Origin of the sequence: Streptomyces sp. NPDC060232, assembly GCF_042726555.1 — a bacterium.
In the GTDB taxonomy this organism is placed as follows: domain Bacteria; phylum Actinomycetota; class Actinomycetes; order Streptomycetales; family Streptomycetaceae; genus Streptomyces.
The window spans coordinates 132,649-145,591 of sequence record NZ_JBHXAG010000020.1 but is presented as its reverse complement, the minus strand read 5'-3'; the positions used below and the strand labels follow the sequence as shown (position 1 = coordinate 145,591).

General features: G+C 69.7%; 15 protein-coding genes. 10 read left to right on the top strand and 5 right to left on the bottom strand.

Annotation, left to right across the window (positions count from 1 at the left end):
- Positions 1-342: winged helix-turn-helix domain-containing protein (locus tag ACFWFZ_RS26390; protein WP_387125454.1), on the bottom strand; the 342-nt coding region annotated here is incomplete at its 3' end.
- Positions 343-1,220: 878 nt separating this feature from the next.
- Here ACFWFZ_RS26390 and ACFWFZ_RS26385 point away from each other — a divergent pair.
- The gene (locus ACFWFZ_RS26385) at positions 1,221-1,583 is read left to right on the top strand and encodes a transglycosylase family protein (RefSeq protein WP_387125453.1); all 363 of its coding nucleotides are present in this window, start codon (positions 1,221-1,223) and stop codon (positions 1,581-1,583) included.
- Positions 1,584-1,824: 241 nt separating this feature from the next.
- On the opposite strand, the gene trxA is transcribed toward ACFWFZ_RS26385, so the two are convergent.
- The 3 genes from trxA to ACFWFZ_RS26370 are packed head-to-tail and all read right to left on the bottom strand — an operon-like array spanning position 1,825 to position 3,561.
- Entirely contained in the window at positions 1,825-2,151 is a 327-nt protein-coding gene (trxA, locus tag ACFWFZ_RS26380; RefSeq protein WP_387125452.1) for a thioredoxin, read from the bottom strand.
- 28 nt (positions 2,152-2,179) lie between these two features.
- Positions 2,180-3,142, bottom strand: coding sequence for a thioredoxin-disulfide reductase (trxB, locus tag ACFWFZ_RS26375; protein WP_387125451.1), 963 nt, complete (start codon positions 3,140-3,142; stop codon positions 2,180-2,182).
- Positions 3,139-3,561 carry an arsenate reductase ArsC gene (locus ACFWFZ_RS26370; RefSeq protein ID WP_387125450.1) on the bottom strand — a complete coding sequence of 141 codons (423 nt, stop codon included), beginning with the start codon at positions 3,559-3,561 and terminating at the stop codon, positions 3,139-3,141. Before ACFWFZ_RS26370 ends, trxB begins: the two co-directional genes overlap by 4 nt.
- Positions 3,562-3,650: 89 nt before the next feature.
- Here ACFWFZ_RS26370 and ACFWFZ_RS26365 point away from each other — a divergent pair, with 89 nt between their 5' ends.
- From ACFWFZ_RS26365 to ACFWFZ_RS26355, 3 genes are read left to right on the top strand one after another with little or no spacing between them, the layout of a single operon-like run.
- Positions 3,651-3,965 carry an ArsR/SmtB family transcription factor gene (locus tag ACFWFZ_RS26365; RefSeq protein ID WP_387125449.1) on the top strand — a complete coding sequence of 105 codons (315 nt, stop codon included), beginning with the start codon at positions 3,651-3,653 and terminating at the stop codon, positions 3,963-3,965.
- 37 nt (positions 3,966-4,002) lie between these two features.
- A complete protein-coding gene (locus ACFWFZ_RS26360; RefSeq protein WP_387125448.1) occupies positions 4,003-4,797 on the top strand; it encodes an aquaporin in 795 nt (264 codons plus the stop codon).
- Positions 4,794-5,852, top strand: a complete 1,059-nt coding sequence (locus ACFWFZ_RS26355; protein WP_387125447.1) for an ArsO family NAD(P)H-dependent flavin-containing monooxygenase — start codon at positions 4,794-4,796, stop codon at positions 5,850-5,852. Before ACFWFZ_RS26360 ends, ACFWFZ_RS26355 begins: the two co-directional genes overlap by 4 nt.
- Positions 5,853-6,084: 232 nt before the next feature.
- Here ACFWFZ_RS26355 and ACFWFZ_RS26350 read toward each other — a convergent pair whose 3' ends face one another.
- Positions 6,085-7,587, bottom strand: a complete 1,503-nt coding sequence (locus tag ACFWFZ_RS26350; RefSeq protein ID WP_387125446.1) for a SulP family inorganic anion transporter — start codon at positions 7,585-7,587, stop codon at positions 6,085-6,087.
- A 413-nt stretch (positions 7,588-8,000) separates the two neighbouring features.
- Between ACFWFZ_RS26350 and ACFWFZ_RS26345 the strand changes: the two genes are divergently transcribed.
- The 6 genes from ACFWFZ_RS26345 (at position 8,001) to ACFWFZ_RS26320 (ending at position 12,942) form a co-directional block, all read left to right on the top strand.
- Positions 8,001-8,402: a MerR family transcriptional regulator gene (locus ACFWFZ_RS26345; RefSeq protein WP_387125459.1), complete on the top strand. Its 402-nt coding sequence runs from the start codon at positions 8,001-8,003 to the stop codon at positions 8,400-8,402.
- A 377-nt stretch (positions 8,403-8,779) separates the two neighbouring features.
- Complete coding sequence (locus ACFWFZ_RS26340) at positions 8,780-10,465, top strand: ribonuclease J (RefSeq protein WP_387125445.1); 1,686 nt, start codon at positions 8,780-8,782, stop codon at positions 10,463-10,465.
- A 113-nt stretch (positions 10,466-10,578) separates the two neighbouring features.
- On the top strand, positions 10,579-11,799 hold the full coding sequence (locus tag ACFWFZ_RS26335; protein ID WP_387125444.1) for a D-alanyl-D-alanine carboxypeptidase family protein: 1,221 nt from the start codon (positions 10,579-10,581) through the stop codon (positions 11,797-11,799).
- Between the two features lie 32 nt (positions 11,800-11,831).
- On the top strand, positions 11,832-12,113 hold the full coding sequence (locus ACFWFZ_RS26330) for a hypothetical protein (protein WP_387125443.1): 282 nt from the start codon (positions 11,832-11,834) through the stop codon (positions 12,111-12,113).
- An 8-nt stretch (positions 12,114-12,121) separates the two neighbouring features.
- Positions 12,122-12,451 (top strand): TfoX/Sxy family protein, encoded by a 330-nt coding sequence (locus tag ACFWFZ_RS26325; protein ID WP_387125442.1) that lies wholly within the window; start codon positions 12,122-12,124, stop codon positions 12,449-12,451.
- A gap of 98 nt (positions 12,452-12,549) precedes the next feature.
- Entirely contained in the window at positions 12,550-12,942 is a 393-nt protein-coding gene (locus ACFWFZ_RS26320; protein ID WP_387125441.1) for a carboxymuconolactone decarboxylase family protein, read from the top strand.
- Position 12,943 lies beyond the last annotated feature (1 nt).

The following is a 12,943-nucleotide window of genomic DNA, read 5'->3' as shown; positions in this document are numbered from 1 at the left end:
CCAGGACCAGCCGTGCCGCTTCAGCAACAGCCATGTGCCTTCCACCGTGTAACTCACGCGAAACAGACGGCCGATCAACGTCTTGATCCGGGCAAGCGTCCACCGCTGGTCGGTCCAGCCGTGGACCAGCGGCCCGCGTTCCAGCTCCCGTTCCAGCCTTGCGATCTGCGCGTCGCTGAGCCTCGGCCGCCCCGGCGATCCCTTCGACAGGACCCCCGCTCTGCCGCGCTCGCGCCACTGGCGGCGCCACCGCTCCACGGACCGCTCGCTGACCCGCAGCGCGGCAGCGATCTCCCTGTTCTTCTGTCCGCCCTCGAAACGTTCCACGGCCTGCAGCCGCACCCGCTCCCTCGCGGCCCTCCCGGCGTCGGTCAACCCGCCGCCCTGTGCGTATCTCACGGTCCAGGGCTACCGGAGCGGACCGGCCGCCGTCATGCGAACGGCTCCGACATCACCCAATCAAGTTCAGTACGACGGCCCGCCGATCCCTGCGCCGTAGCTCCCGCCGGGGCCGCTGAAAGCGCGCGGACGGGTCCGCTGACCTGTGCTTTCTGAAAGGAGTCGGCCAGTCGAGATCAACCGAGGAGGGGTCGTATCCGGTATCCGGCCGTTCCTTGATGAGGCCCCGTACCGGTGGGGCGGGCTGAGCAGTGTGCCGACGCCGCAGACGACGCGGCCGGTGAGCAGGCACCGTTTGCGGCCGTAGCGGTCGGTCAGTCCGGCGTCAGCCATCGGTGTCGCCGCGTTCCGCCCTGCCGAGTTGCTCGTCAAGGGCGATGGCCGCGGCCGCCAGGGCGAGCGCGAAGAGCAGCACCGGCCCCTGTCCTGCAAGATCCAGGCAACACCGCGCGGATGCGGGACCGGGCTGGTCAAGTCGGTTCAAGCACACCGGTGTTCGACGAGCGCCCGTGGGGGGAGACCGAGAACGGCGCGCAGCAGCGTGGTCTTGCGGGCGTCGTGCTGGCCGACGGCCCGGAGGGTGCGCTGGTTGGAGCCGGTCACCTCGGAGTGTCACGGTGGAACCGGGATCTTCCTGAGCAGGGGAGATCTCATGAGGAGCCGTAGAGCGTCCGTTCGGGTGGCGTCACTCCTTCGCCGACGGTAAGTGCCGCTGAAGGTAAGCCGGTCCGTGCTGTGCTGTGGAAACGGCCCGAAGGCGGTCGTTCGCGGGCCCGCCCGCTGTTTGTGGCAGGCCCCGCACCAACAGCGAAGGAGGACTGATGTCGAGCCAACGCAAGGACCGGCGAAGCCGGGGCACGATCGGCCAACTGCTCACCTCTGCATGCTTGTTGGCGGTGGCTCTGCTGAACGCATCCGGGGCTGACGCCGCTGCGGTCCACTCCAAACCGAACCGCGACTGGGACGCCATCGCGCGATGTGAATCCGGCGGGAACTGGCGGGCGAACACCGGCAACGGCCACTACGGCGGATTGCAGTTCACCCAGTCGAGCTGGAAGGCGGCAGGAGGCCGCAAGTACGCACCACGCGCGGACCTCGCCACAAAGGCGGAGCAGATCGCGACGGCGAGGAGACTCGCCAAGATCCAGGGCATGGGGGCTTGGACCTGCGCACGCCGTCGCTGAAAGGCGCCCTCCGACAGGGGAGTGGAGCCGTCCAGCCGGCGGAGCTGCCGACCGGACGGGCCGACGATCAGTATTCGTTGCCGATTGCGTCGATCTTCGCGCCGCACCGAATGGAGTAGTTGGTCACTGACTGGGCTGTATGTCCAGTCCTTTCGGGTACCTGCGGGAAGGGCCCACCGGGGGTGCGACGACGATGCCCCCTGCGGCCGGTTGCGGCGCAGGGGGCATCGTGGAAAGTCCGTCAGGCGGTGAGGAACTCGCCGAGTTCGCGTTCGAGGGCCGCCTTGGGCTTGGCGCCGACGATGGTCTTGGTGACCTTGCCGCCCACGTAGACGTTCATCGTCGGGATGGACATGACGCCGTACGCGGCGGCGGTCTCCGGGTTCTCGTCGATGTTCAGCTTGACGATCTCGATCTTCTCGCCGTGCTCGGCGGCGATGGCCTCCAGCGAGGGGGCCAGCTGGCGGCACGGGCCGCACCAGGCCGCCCAGAAGTCGACGAGCGCGGGCTTGCCGCTCTGGAGGACGTCCTCCAGGAAGGACGCGTCGGTCACGCTCTTGAGGGCCATGATGCGGCCTCCTCGCAGGTGGTCGGGATTACCGGGCGTCGGCGAGTGCCGCGAGGTAGCGCTCGGCGTCGAGGGCTGCCTGGCAGCCGCTGCCGGCCGCGGTGATCGCCTGGCGGTAGGTGTGGTCGACGACGTCACCCGCGGCGAAGACGCCGGGGATGTTCGTCCGGGTGGAGGGGGACTGCACCTTCAGGTACCCCTCGCCGTCCAGGTCGAGCTGGCCGGTGAAGAGCTCGCTGCGCGGGTCGTGGCCGATCGCGATGAACAGCCCGGTCGCGTCGAGGTGACGGACCTCTTCGGTGAGTACGTTGCGGACGGAGAGGCCGGAGAGCTTGCCGTCCTTCTCCTCCAGCTCGGTGATCTCGCTGTCGAAGAGGAAGGAGATCTTGTCGTCGGTGAACGCGCGGTTCTGCATGACCTGGGAGGCCCGCAGCGTGGAGCGCCGGTGGACGATGGTGACCGAGCGGGCGAAGCGGGTGAGGAAGGTGGCCTCCTCCATGGCGGTGTCGCCGCCGCCGACCACGACGATGTCGCGGTCACGGAAGAAGAACCCGTCGCAGGTCGCGCACCAGGACACGCCCCGCCCGGAGAGTTCCTCCTCCTTGGGCAGGCCCAGCTTGCGGTAGCCGGAACCGGTGGCGATGATCACGGACTTGGCCCGGTGGACCGTGCCCTCGGAGTCGGTGACGGTCTTGATCTCGCCGGTCAGGTCGACGGCGACGATGTCGTCATCGATCATCTCGGCGCCGAAGCGCTCGGCCTGGGCCCGCATGTTCTCCATCAGGACCGGGCCGTCGACGCCCTCCGGGAAGCCGGGGAAGTTCTCGACCTCGGTGGTCGTCGTCAGCGAGCCGCCGACGAAGATCGCACCGCCGAAGACGAGCGGCTGCAGGTTCGCGCGCGCCGTGTAGAGGGCGGCGGTGTATCCGGCGGGGCCGGATCCGATGACGATGACGTTGCGTATCGCCGCGGTGTCGGTGGGCTCGCTCACGCCGCCGGCTCCGGGGCGATCTCCGCGATCAGGCCCTCGACGAGCTTCTTGATCTCGTCGCGGATCGGGCGGACGGACTCGACGCCCTGGCCGGCCGGGTCTTCGAGCTTCCAGTCCAGGTAGCGCTTGCCCGGGAAGACGGGGCAGGTGTCGCCGCAGCCCATGGTGATGCACACGTCCGACGCCTTGACCGCGTCGATCGTGAGGATCTTGGGGGTCTCGGCGGACATGTCGATGCCGACCTCACGCATCGCCTCGACGGCGGCCGGGTTGACCGAGTCGGCGGGGGCGGAACCGGCCGAGCGGACCTCGACGCGGTCGCCTGCCAGGTGGGACAGCCAGGCGGCAGCCATCTGGGAGCGGCCGGCGTTGTGGACGCATACGAACAGGACAGAGGGCTTGCCGGACTGCTCGGACATCAGACGTCTCTCTCGATCTCAAAAAGGTAGGGCCGCAAAAGATCAGCACCTGGTGGTGTCAGCCACCACTGATGTGAGAGTATCAGTCCATGATGACGTCAGTCGACAATGAACTGATCCGGGTGCTGGCCGACCCGCTCAGGCTCCAGATCGTGACCCTCCTCGCCAAGGAGACGCTCTGCACCACCCATCTCGTGGAGGAGACGGGTGCCAGGCAGACGAACCTCTCCAACCACCTGAAGGTGCTGCGCGAGGCCGGGGTCGTGGAGACGGAGCCGTGCGGACGGTACATCTACTACCGCCTGCGCCCGGAAGTCATCGAGGCCATCGCCGGTCAGTTCGCCGACCTCGCTCAGACCGCGCGCGCCACCGCCGAAGCGAACCTCAAGCGGTCCTGCCCATAACCCGCTTTTCCCCGCACCTGCCCGAGGAGAACCTGCCTTGACCGCCACCGAGCCCGTCGGCACCGCACCCGCAGCGGGGTCCGTCATAGCCGCCGACGTGCCCCAGCCCGCACCTGGTGCCACCCCGCCCCGCACCCCGCTGATCGCCCGCGCCGCTGCCGAGCTGGTCGGCGCCGCCGCCCTGGTCGCGGTCGTGGTCGGCTCCGGCATCCAGGCCACCGAGCTGACCCAGGACGTGGGACTCCAGCTGCTGGCGAACTCCACGGCCACCGTCTTCGGCCTCGGCGTCCTCATCGCCCTCCTCGGCCCGGTCTCCGGCGCCCACTTCAACCCGGCGGTCACCCTGGCCGAGTGGTGGACGGCCCGCCGCGGTGGCGCGGGCGTCGACGCCCGTGAACTGGCGGTGTACGTCCCCTCGCAGATCGTGGGCGCGATCGCGGGCGCGATCCTGGCGGACGCGATGTTCGGCGAGCCCCTGGTGAAGTGGTCCACGCACGACCGCTCCGCCGGGAACCTGCTGCTGGCCGAGGTCGTCGCCACCGCCGGTCTGATCATGCTGATCTTCGGCCTGGCGAAGACCGACCGCCTCCGCTTCGCCCCCGTCGCAGTGGCCTCGTACATCGGCGCCGCGTACTGGTTCACCTCCTCCACCTCCTTCGCCAACCCGGCCGTGACCATCGGCCGCGCCTTCACCGACACCTTCGCGGGCATCGCGCCCGCCTCGGTACCCGGTTTCATCGGTGCGCAGCTGGCCGGCGCGGTGGTCGGTCTGGCCCTGGTGGCGGTCATCTTCATGCAGGGCCAGAAGGACAGCGGGCAGCCTTCCGCATGACGCGACGTACGGATGTGGTGGTGATCGGCGGCGGCCAGTCCGGGCTCGCCGCCGGCTACCACCTGCGCCGCCTGGGCGTCGAATTCGTCATCCTCGACGCCCAGGAGGCGCCCGGTGGTGCCTGGCAGCACACCTGGGACTCCCTTCGCCTGTTCTCCCCGGCCGCGTACTCATCGCTGCCCGGTCGGCTCATGCCGCCCCAGCCCGGCGAGGTCTACCCCGACGCGCAGCACGTCGTCTCGTACCTCGCCGACTACGAGAAGCGGTACGAGCTGCCGGCCGCGCGCGGCGTGCGGGTCGATGCGGTCCACCGTAACGGCTCGTTCCTGCAGGTCGAGACCGACTGCGGCGCCTGGCAGGCCCGCGCGGTCATCAGCGCGACCGGCACCTGGACCCGCCCGTTCCTGCCCGCCGTCCCGGGCCGCCGCGAGTTCGGCGGCCGCCAGCTCCACACGGTGCAGTACCGCAGCCCTTCCGACTTCGCCGGACAGCGGGTCATCGTCGTGGGCGGCGGAAACTCCGGTGCCCAGATCGCCGCCGACCTCGCAGGCGCGGCGGACCTGACCTGGGCCACCCAGCGCCCGCCCCGCTACCTGCCCGACCAGATCGACGGCCGCGCGCTCTTCGACGCCGCGACCGCCCGCCGCCAGGCATTGGACGCCGGCCACACGGACACCGGTGGTGTCGCCTCGCTCGGCGACATCGTCGCCGTCCCGCCCGTACGGGCTGCCCGTGAGGCCGGCCTTCTCACCGCCACACCTATGTTCAGCCGCCTCACCGAGGACGGCGTCACCTGGGCCGACGGGACGAGCACGCAGGCCGACGCGATCATCTGGTGCACCGGCTTCCGCCCGGACCTGGCCCACCTCGCTTCACTCCGCCTGCGCGGCACCCGAGGCCACATCGCCACGATCGGCACTCGTGCGGTGGACGAGCCGCGCCTGCACCTGCTCGGTTACGGCGACTGGACCGGCCCTGCCTCCGCCACCCTGATCGGTGTCGGCCGCCCGGCCCGCGAGGCCGCCCGCGACATCGCGGAACTGATCCGGAGCTGACCTTCGCCTGCGCTCGCGAGGCCGTGCGGTCGGTATCGACCGCACGGCTTGCAGCCACATGCGGCCAACGCCGCACGGTCGGGCCATTCCAGCCTGCTTCCCAGGCAGCTCCCCAGGAGGACGCTCCGGGCAGACGCCCGCCGTCCAGGTGGTCCTGCCTCCTGGCAGGCGGCTTGAGAATGCGTGTGCCCTCCGCCCGAGGCGGAGGGCACACGCGTGTCCCGTCAAGCTCTCAGTGGCCGGCGCTGAGCTGGCCGGCGAGCTTGTCGTGCATCTCGGCGCTGGGCTCGTTCAGGCCGATGATGGTGACCTTCTTGCCGCGCTGCTTGTACTTGGCCCCGATGGCGTCGAGGGCGGCGACGGAGGAGGCGTCCCAGATGTGGGCGTCGGTGAGGTCTATGACGACGTCGTCGGGGTCGTCCTTGTAGTCGAACTGGCCGACGAGGTCGTTGGAGGAGGCGAAGAACAGCTCGCCGGTGACGGCATACACGACCTGCCTGCCGTCCGGGTCGACGACGCCGGTGACGTTGGCGAGGTGGGCGACGCGCTTGGCGAAGATGACCATGGCGGTGATCGAGCCGAGGATGACGCCGATGGCCAGGTTGTGGGTGATGACCACGGCGGCGACGGTGACGACCATGACGGTGGTCTCGCCGATCGGCATCCGCTTGAGGGTGTTCGGCTGAACGGAGTGCCAGTCGAAGGTGGCGACCGACACCATGATCATGACGGCGACCAGGGCGGCCATGGGGATGTCGGAGACGACCGGGCCGAAGACGATGCAGAGCACCATCAGGAACGTACCGGCCAGGAAGGTCGACAGCCGGGTGCGGGCCCCGGAGACCTTCACGTTGATCATCGTCTGGCCGATCATGGCGCAGCCGCCCATGCCGCCGAAGAAGCCGGTGACGATGTTGGCGATGCCCTGGCCGATGGACTCGCGGGTCTTGTTGGAGTGGGTGTCGGTGATGTCGTCGACGAGCTTGGCGGTCATCAGCGATTCCATCAGGCCGACCAGCGCGAACGCGAAGGCGTACGGGGCGATCGTGGTCAGCGTGTCCAGGGTGAACGGTACGTCCGGCAGGCCCGGGACCGGCAGCGAGGAGGGCAGGTCGCCCTTGTCGCCTACGGTGGGCACGGCGATTCCGGCCGCGATCGTGATGACGGTCAGGATGACGATGGAGACCAGCGGCGCCGGGATCACGGTGGTGACCTTCGGGAAGAACACCATCAGGGCCAGGCCGCCGATGATCAGCGGGTAGACGGGCCAGGGCACGTCGTGCATCTCGGGGACCTGCGCCATGAAGATCAGGATGGCGAGGGCGTTGACGAAGCCGACCATGACCGAGCGCGGCACGAACCGCATGAGCTTCGCGACGCCCAGGGCGCCGAGAACGATCTGGATCAGCCCGCCGAGGATGACCGCGGCGATCAGGTGGCCGAGGCCGTACTCGCGATTGAGCGGGGCGATCACCAGGGCTATGGCACCGGTCGCGGCGGAGATCATGGCCTTACGGCCACTGACGACGGAGATGACCACGGCCATCGTGAAGGAGGCGAACAGGCCGACGGCCGGGTCGACGCCGGCGATGATCGAGAAGGAGATCGCCTCGGGGATCAGGGCCAGGGCCACGACGAGGCCCGCCAGTACCTCGGTGCGGAAGACCTTGGGGGAGGCGAGCCAGTCGGGCTTCGACATGCGCAGTTTGGGGGCTGCGGACAGCGGTGAGGACATGCAACCGTTTCCATTCGGGCGCATGATCCACCAGCGGGACGCACGCGCATCGTGTCTCGACTCCGCACCAGGGGCGCAGCCCCCGGCGGCCCGGCCTCTTCGGGGGCCCTGCCGGATGGGGTTGGCGGCCGAGGAGGCCGCCGGTCGGGCATCATTGCCCGGAAGTCCGTGGGTGCCGACGGGGCTCGGGCTGGGCCCGGGCGGGGCCTGCGCGTCGACGGGGACGCCCGGCCGCACTCCGTACAGCGTGGGTGTCCTCGCCAACGACTCTACCCTGACGTGAGGGCAGAGTCGACGGGGTTTGTGCAATGCAGGTACGCGCGCGAACGCCGAGGTCGTGTGATGCCAGAAACGTATGCTGGAGCACTTCGAACGTTCGAAAGCCGTGGGGCGCAGAGGGAGAAAGCGTGACGATGACTGAGCGGCAGATGCAGATCGGCGAGGTGGCCGAGCGGACCGGTCTGTCGCTGCGCACCATCCGGCACTATGAAGAGGTCGGCCTGGTGATCCCCTCGGCGCGCAGCCGCGGTGGTTTCCGCCTCTACACCGATGCGGACGTCGACCGGCTCATGGTCATCCGCCGCATGAAGCCGCTGGACTTCTCCCTGGAGGAGATGCGGGACCTGCTGGAGATCACCGACCGCATCGCCGCCATGGGCGAAGCGCCGGCCGGCGAGGAGAAGGAACGGCTGCGGGAGCGGCTGGACGCCTACCGCGAGGTCGCGGACGCCCGGTGCGAGAAGCTGCGCGCCCAGCTGATGGCCGCCGAAGACTTCGCGGCGACCCTGCGCCGACGGCTGAACGCGGGCAGATGACGACTGCCGCTGGTAGGCCTGCGGCCCGAAGTTTCAGTACGCGCGCCAGGGGCCCGCGTTGCTCTGCTTGACCCGGCGGGCCCGGCCGTCCTCCCCGATGCGCCGTACGTAGCCCGCACGTGCTCTCGATCGGGTCGGCCCTCGGTGGGTCCACTTGATGTCAGGCAGACGCGGCCTGAACCGGGTCTGAACCGGGTCTGAACCGGGTCTTCGGGTGCGCGCCGTCGGTTCACAGTCCGACGGGTACGGCGGGGAGGTCCTCCCCGGATCTGCCGCGGTTCCGTATGCCGGGCGTCCTGAGGCCTCGGGAGCGCGATCGGCCAATCGGTGGAACGGGCAAAGGATCACCTGGGCGGACCCTCCGGTAACGTCAAGGTATGAGTCACCCGCATCCCGAATTGAAAGCCGCCCCGCCGTTGCCCGCAGGAGGGCTGAGGGTCACCGCCCTGGGCGGCCTGGGCGAAATCGGCCGCAACATGACCGTCTTCGAGCACGCCGGCAAGCTGCTCATCGTCGACTGCGGCGTGCTGTTTCCCGAGGAGCACCAGCCTGGGGTCGATGTCATCCTTCCCGACTTCACGTCCATCCGGGACCGGCTGGACGACATCGTGGCCGTGGTGCTGACCCACGGCCACGAAGACCACATCGGGGGCGTGCCGTACCTGCTGCGTGAACGACGCGACATCCCCGTCGTCGGCTCGAAGCTGACGCTGGCGTTCCTTGAGGCGAAGCTCAAGGAACACGGCATCAGGCCCGCCACGACACGGGTCCGGGAGGGTGACCGCAGGAAGTTCGGCCCCTTCGACTGCGAGTTCGTGGCGGTCAACCACTCCATCCCGGACGGCCTCGCGGTCGCCATCCGTACCGGCGCCGGCATGGTGCTCCACACGGGTGACTTCAAGATGGACCAGTTCCCGCTGGACGAGCGCATCACCGATCTGCGCGCCTTCGCCCGCCTCGGCGAGGAGGGCGTCGACCTCTTCCTCACCGACTCCACCAACGCCGAGGTCCCCGGCTTCACCACCTCCGAGCGCGAGCTGAACCCGGCGATCGAGCAGGTCATGCGCACCGCCCCGCGCCGGGTCATCGTCTCCAGCTTCGCCAGCCACGTGCACCGCATCCAGCAGGTGCTGGACGCCGCCCACCAGCACGGACGCAAGGTCGCCTTCGTCGGCCGGTCCATGGTCCGCAACATGGGCATCGCCCGCGAACTGGGCTACCTCAAGGTCCCCTCCGGCCTGATCGTCAGCACGAAGGAGCTGGAGCAGCTCCCGGACAACAAGGTCACCCTGGTCTGCACCGGCTCGCAGGGCGAGCCCATGGCGGCCCTGGCGCGCATGGCCAACCGCGACCACCAGATCCGTATCGGCCAGGGCGACACCGTCCTGCTCGCCAGCTCCCTGATCCCCGGCAACGAGAGCGCCATCTACCGGATCATCAACGGGCTGACCCGCTGGGGCGCGAAAGTCGTCCACAAGGGCAACGCCAAGGTGCACGTCTCCGGCCACGCCAGCGCCGGTGAGCTCGTGTACTGCTACAACATCGTCAAGCCCCGCAACGTGATGCCCGTGCACGGCGAGTGGAAGCACCTGCGCGCCAACGCCGACCTGGCCATCGCCACGGGCGTCGACCCCGACCGGGTCGTCATCGCCGAGGACGGCGTCGTCGTCGACCTCGTCGACGGACGCGTCTCCATTACGGGCAAGGTCCCGGCCGGCAACGTGTACGTGGACGGCATGACGGTCGGTGGCGCCACCGAGGCATCCCTCAAGGACCGCGTCACCCTCGCCCAGGAGGGCGTGGTCACCGTCGTGGCCATCGTCGACGCCAACACGGGCGCGCTGGCCGAGGCCCCCGACTTCCTGGCCCGCGGATTCGAGCACGACGACACCACCTTCGCCCCCGTCATCCCGGTGATCGAAAAGGTTCTCGCCACCGCTGCGGCGGAGGGCGTCGGCGACGCCGTGCAGCTTGAACAGCTCATCGCCCGCGCCGTGGCCAACTGGGCGTTTCGCACCCACCGGCGCAAGCCCCTCATCATCCCGGTGATCATCGACGCGTGACGCGTGACGCGTCACGCGTCACGCGTCACGCGTCACGCTTCACGCGAGGCGGGATACGGCCGGTCGGCGCACAGCGCGCTGCGGGCGGCCGCATCCCTTCCTACGCTGCCTGAATGAGCATCAGATCCTCTGCCTGCGGGTCCCTCTCCGCTACGGCAGCCCTCACGGTCGGTGCGGCGGTCCTCCTCGCACCGCCCGCCACGGGAGCTCCACGAGCCGACCCCCTGCCGCCTCGGCCCGCCTCGGCCGTCGACGCGTCGCTGCTGCACCGCCCCGGAACCCACGTGCGGGCACGGCAGGGAGCCCCCACCCTGCCGGACGACGTCTCCGCCCTGTCCTGGCTCGTGGCCGACGTCCGCACCGGCGACGTACTTGCTGCGCACAACGCCCACCGACCCCTGCCGCCCGCCAGCACCATCAAGACCCTCTTCGCCCTCACCGCCCTGCCCCAGCTACCCGCCACCGGCACCCACACGGTCACCGAAGCCGAACTTGAGGACGTGGGCGAAGGCAGCAGCCTGGTCGGCCTCGACGCCGGCCGCACCTACAAGATCGCCGACCTGTGGAAGGGCGTCTTCCTCAGCTCCGGCAACGACGCCGTCCACGTCCTGGCCTCCATGAACGGCGGCTGGGACAAGACCGCGGCCCGGATGCAGGCCAAGGCCCGCTCCCTGGGCGCCAAGGACACCCACGTCGTCTCCCCGGACGGATACGACGCCGACGGGCAGGTCTCCTCCGCCTACGACCTCGCTGTCTTCGGCCGCGCCGGACTGGCGGACCCCGCCTTCGCCCGCTACGCGGCCCTGGCCGACGCCAGGTTCCCCGGCGACACCCACAGCGACGGCACCCCCACCTGGACCTACGGCATCGAGAACACCAACCGGCTGCTCACCGGCGAGGACGGCGTCGGACGCTACCCCGGCATCATCGGCATCAAGAACGGCTACACCTCCCAAGCCGGCCACACCCTCGTATCCGCCGCCCGCCGCGACGGCCGCACCCTGCTGGTCACCGTCATGAACCCCCAGTACGGAGGCGGATTCGCCGTCTACGAGGAGGCTCGCACCCTGCTCGACTGGGGCTTCGCCGCCGCAGGGCACGTCGACCCGGTCGGCACCCTCCAGCCTCCGCCACTGCGGAAGCCTTCACCCGCCGGCCCCGTGCCTCTGGCCGCGCCCCCCTCGGACACCACGCCCGCCCGCACCACCCACGTCTGGCCCGCCGCCATCCTCGCCACGGCCTGCGCCGCCGGAACGGTCCTCTACCACCTCCGCCGCCGCGCACGGCGCGCAGCGACCCCGCATGCCCAGGGTGGGAGGACGCCCTCGATCTGACCCTCCGGCTGGCAAGCTGGTGGATGTGGTGGTTGGCGCAGCGGGGGGCACCGTGCCGCAGATCCGGATCACTGGTCGCCGCCTACGAGCCGCCAGAGCTGCTGGACATGGTCTCGGTCGCCGGACCGATGCCGATGCGCGTGACCTTCGGCCCGCTCCCGGACGGCGGCACGCTCGCCCGGATCCGCGTGCGCGGCGACGCCTCCGGCATGTACCGGCTGGCCGGACCGGTGATGGGGCGCAAGGTGCGCTCGTCGCTGGTCAAGGACCTCCAGGATCTGGAGCGGCAGGTGAGCCGCCGTACGCGAGGGTGAGGGCGGTCATGGCGTTCGACGAAGGACTGGCGGAGCGCATCCGGGCCCGGCTGGGTGCGGATCCGGGCATCACGGAAAAGCGGATGTTCGGCGGGCTCGCGTTCCTGTACGAGGGCCGCATGGCGGTCGGGGTAACCGGGGACGAGCTGATGGTCCGGGTCGGCCCCGACGCCACCGACGCTGCCCTGGCGCGGCCGGGGACGCGTCCCTTCGACTTCACCGGGCGCCCGATGCGCGGCTGGGTCGTCGTGGCCTCCTCCGCCGTGTCCGAGGACGAGGCCCTGGCCGCCTGGATCGACCAGGGGCACGACTTCGCGGCGAGCCTGCCGCCCACATGACGTGGGAAGCCGGTACGGGCAGGACTCGCCGCTGCCCTCGGCCGGATCTAGCGTGGAAGGAGGGGTGTCGGTTTGGCGCGACCGAGAGGAGTGTCGCCATGGCGGGCCGCACGCGCAGCGAGGTCGAGGCGGAGATCAAGGAGACCCTGGGCCTCGTGCCCCACTTCTTCTCCCGCATCCCCGATGACCTGCTGGATCACGAGTGGGAGATCTTCAAGAAGATCGAACTCGGCGAGACGCTGATCCCTAACAAGTACAAGGAACTGATCGGGATCGCGCTGCACTCGGAGACGAAGTGCCGTTACTGCACGCTCTTCCACACCGAGGCCGCGAAACTCTTCGGGGCCACGGACGAGGAGATCCAGGAAGCCGTCCACTACGCGAAGAACAGCCTCGGCTGGAGCGGGTACCTCAACGGCATCCGTGAGGACTACGAGGACTTCGAGAAGGAACTCGGGCAGATCAAGGACTACCTGGCATCGAAGGGCTGAA

What these genes read in the sequence shown, in the direction of transcription:
- trxA (WP_387125452.1), bottom strand. Translation starts at nt 2,151, where the DNA reads ATGGCCCTCAAGAGCGTGACCGACGCGTCCTTCCTGGAGGACGTCCTC.
- ACFWFZ_RS26355 (WP_387125447.1), top strand. Translation starts at nt 4,794, where the DNA reads ATGACGCGACGTACGGATGTGGTGGTGATCGGCGGCGGCCAGTCCGGG.
- ACFWFZ_RS26350 (WP_387125446.1), bottom strand. Translation starts at nt 7,587, where the DNA reads ATGTCCTCACCGCTGTCCGCAGCCCCCAAACTGCGCATGTCGAAGCCC.
- ACFWFZ_RS26320 (WP_387125441.1), top strand. Translation starts at nt 12,550, where the DNA reads ATGGCGGGCCGCACGCGCAGCGAGGTCGAGGCGGAGATCAAGGAGACC.
- ACFWFZ_RS26340 (WP_387125445.1), top strand. Translation starts at nt 8,780, where the DNA reads ATGAGTCACCCGCATCCCGAATTGAAAGCCGCCCCGCCGTTGCCCGCA.
- ACFWFZ_RS26335 (WP_387125444.1), top strand. Translation starts at nt 10,579, where the DNA reads ATGAGCATCAGATCCTCTGCCTGCGGGTCCCTCTCCGCTACGGCAGCC.
- ACFWFZ_RS26345 (WP_387125459.1), top strand. Translation starts at nt 8,001, where the DNA reads ATGACTGAGCGGCAGATGCAGATCGGCGAGGTGGCCGAGCGGACCGGT.
- ACFWFZ_RS26325 (WP_387125442.1), top strand. Translation starts at nt 12,122, where the DNA reads ATGGCGTTCGACGAAGGACTGGCGGAGCGCATCCGGGCCCGGCTGGGT.
- ACFWFZ_RS26385 (WP_387125453.1), top strand. Translation starts at nt 1,221, where the DNA reads ATGTCGAGCCAACGCAAGGACCGGCGAAGCCGGGGCACGATCGGCCAA.
- ACFWFZ_RS26370 (WP_387125450.1), bottom strand. Translation starts at nt 3,561, where the DNA reads ATGTCCGAGCAGTCCGGCAAGCCCTCTGTCCTGTTCGTATGCGTCCAC.
- ACFWFZ_RS26365 (WP_387125449.1), top strand. Translation starts at nt 3,651, where the DNA reads ATGATGACGTCAGTCGACAATGAACTGATCCGGGTGCTGGCCGACCCG.